The 2,446-nt window shown below is 60.9% G+C and carries 3 protein-coding genes; all 3 read right to left on the minus strand.

The genetic code is table 11. The features are described 5' to 3' along the window. Window positions 1-1,145, minus strand: a 1,145-nt coding sequence (locus AC1D0Z_RS19675; RefSeq protein WP_477659863.1) for an O-antigen ligase family protein, incomplete at its 3' end; no start/stop codon positions are given. Between the two features lie 119 nt (window positions 1,146-1,264). Then, the gene (locus AC1D0Z_RS19680) at window positions 1,265-2,122 is read right to left on the minus strand and encodes a YbgC/FadM family acyl-CoA thioesterase (protein ID WP_477659864.1); all 858 of its coding nucleotides are present in this window, start codon (window positions 2,120-2,122) and stop codon (window positions 1,265-1,267) included. 3 nt (window positions 2,123-2,125) lie between these two features. Beyond that, window positions 2,126-2,446, minus strand: a 321-nt coding sequence (locus AC1D0Z_RS19685; protein ID WP_477659865.1) for an alpha/beta hydrolase fold domain-containing protein, incomplete at its 5' end; no start/stop codon positions are given.

Below are 2,446 nucleotides of genomic sequence, written 5' to 3' on the forward strand. Positions count from 1 at the left end.
AGTTGAAGGAACTCGTTGTGAACGTAGTAGTCGGTTTCGAGTTGCGTGCCGTCAACCTGGTACAGCGGGATGTCCACTTCCCAGGCGCCGGCACCAATGCCTTTGAGCGGATGGGCCTGGATGATCCGGGACGTCGCCTTCCACATCACCAAGCGCACGCCCAATGAATTGTCATCGGCGGAAATCGTTGCCGTCCGCTTCAAGGCCCGCTCGAAAGCCGTGTGACCCCGGGCTTCTACCACCAGTTTGGGATTTCCGGTGGGCACCGAACCCAAAGCAAGGACGGTAGCCGCGAGAAGCCCGCATGCCAGCCACTTCTGGCGAAGGTTCCACCCTGAAATCGCCAGTTGCCGCCGGTAGAGCACGGCGACAAGAGGCAACAGGAAGATGAGCAGCAGCCATAGCGCTATCAGGGCGCCGCGCGTTCCCGTCATCATCAGCGCCACGATGACAAAACCGTTGGTCAGGCACAGCAGGGATATTTGCAGCGAGTCCCGTGCCCGCATCAACAGGTAAAAGGAAAAAGGAATGGTGCATACCACCAACTCCGCAAAAAAGTTGCGATTGACAAAAGTGGATGCCGGGTTGGGACCCTGCGGAAAATAACTGAAGTCGAACCAGAACTGAAGTGCCGTCCAAAGCGAAGCAATAAGGGCTCCCGCATGAATCCCCAAAGCCAGGTTGGACAACCGGTCTCTTGACAGGATATTGAGCCCCAGCCACAGCAGCAGGCTGAAGACAAACCACCTGATCGCTTCCACGCCACCGAGATAGGCATGCGACCACAGCATGCTTGCCATGGCGTAAAACATCAGGGCCAGTGGCAGCCACATGAGCGCATGCCAGCGCAGGGGCTCCCTCCGGTGGCGTTGCTGCCAGAAGAAAATCAGGCCTGCGACGATCGCCGAGAACGCCACCACGACGGACTTCAGTGTGTCCTGCAGCATTTCTTCATGGGGCACGCCAATGGCCGGCGTCAAAAACATCATGAAAGCGAAAAGCACGGTGAGCCAGCCACCCGTGGACACTTCAGCAGGCAAAGCTTCCGTGGAGCCTGGACCGAACGAATCGGCGGACTGCCCGGCTGCCGCATCGGCGGCGGTGGAATGCCCCTGCCTGTCGGGGCGGTTCTTTTTCTTGGCCATGAAAATCGATCAGCTTTCTCAGTCTTGGAAACCGGCTGGACGCGCGGCACCTTGCCGGCGAAGCCATGATTGTCGCCTTTGCGGCCTGACCACAGTCAAGAGCGTGCGCCGTCGCAGTCTCAGGGCGCCCTGACCATCTCAATGTGGGCTATACCGGCTTCTTCGAAAGGCTCGCCTCTTGCCTCAAAGCCCAGGCGCCGGTAAAAGCCTTCGGCACTGCGCTGCGCATGCAGCATGACCGCCCGGTCTCCGCGATCACGGGCCGTAGCAGCCAGTGCATCCAAAAGAGCCTGGCCGAGGTGGCCTCCGCGCAGCACCCGGTGCACCGCCATACGGCCGATCTTTGCGATGCCGTCGGCGTGGCGCACCAGCCGCCCCGTCGCGATGCCCTGCCCCAGCCTGTTGTAGGCAACGGCGTGCACGGCCGAGCTGTCTGCTTCGTCACTTGCCATCTCCATCGGAATGCCCTGCTCCTGCACGAATACGGCCGTGCGGAGCCCGGCCGCGTCGCTGCCCAGGGTGGCCCAGTCGCCCGTCCGGATATCCACCATGGCCTCACCGGCTTCAAAGCCGGCCAGCAGATTGCGCAGTGCGTCGGGCACGGGCCGGGAGGTCTGCGTCAGCGGATCGGCAAACACGTAGATGAGTTCGCAAGTGATGAGCAATTCGTCGGCCCGGAACACAGCGCCCGTAAACGTCATCGACGAGGTGCCGATACGTGTGCACTTGAGCGCCACATCGATCCGGTCATCGAAGCGTGCTGAGCCGTGGTATTCCAGCGTGGATTTTTTGACATACAGATCGCCGCCCAGTTTATGCATCGCCTCTTCGTACGGCAGCGCCAGCGCCCGCCAATAGTCCGTGATGGCCGTGTCGAAATACATCAGGTAATGCGCGTTGAACACGATTTTCTGCATGTCCACCTCGGCCCAGCGAACCCGCAAGGGATGGAAAAAACGGAATTCCTGTCGTTTCATGGCTTATTGATCCGGAAGGTTGAATGCCTGGCGCAGCGCGCGTGCCGCGTCCGCATGGGCTTGCCGCGCTTCAGGGACGATGCGTCCCATCTTGATGAACTCGTGCGTGACACCACGGTAGATCTCCAGGTCGACCGCCACACCGGCCGCGCGCAATTTGTCGGCGTACATCACCCCTTCATCGACCAGGGGGTCGCATTCCGCAAGGCCCAGGCAGGCAGATGCCTCGCCGTCCACATCTGCCGCGTTCAGCGGTGCGAAGCGCCAGTCCTCGCGGTCGGCGGGGCTTCGCACATAGTGGTTGAAAAACCAGGTGATATGGGC

The sequence above is a fragment of the Polaromonas sp. P1_E3 genome (assembly GCF_056405935.1).

What these genes read in the sequence shown, in the direction of transcription:
- AC1D0Z_RS19680 (WP_477659864.1), bottom strand. Translation starts at nt 2,122, where the DNA reads ATGAAACGACAGGAATTCCGTTTTTTCCATCCCTTGCGGGTTCGCTGG.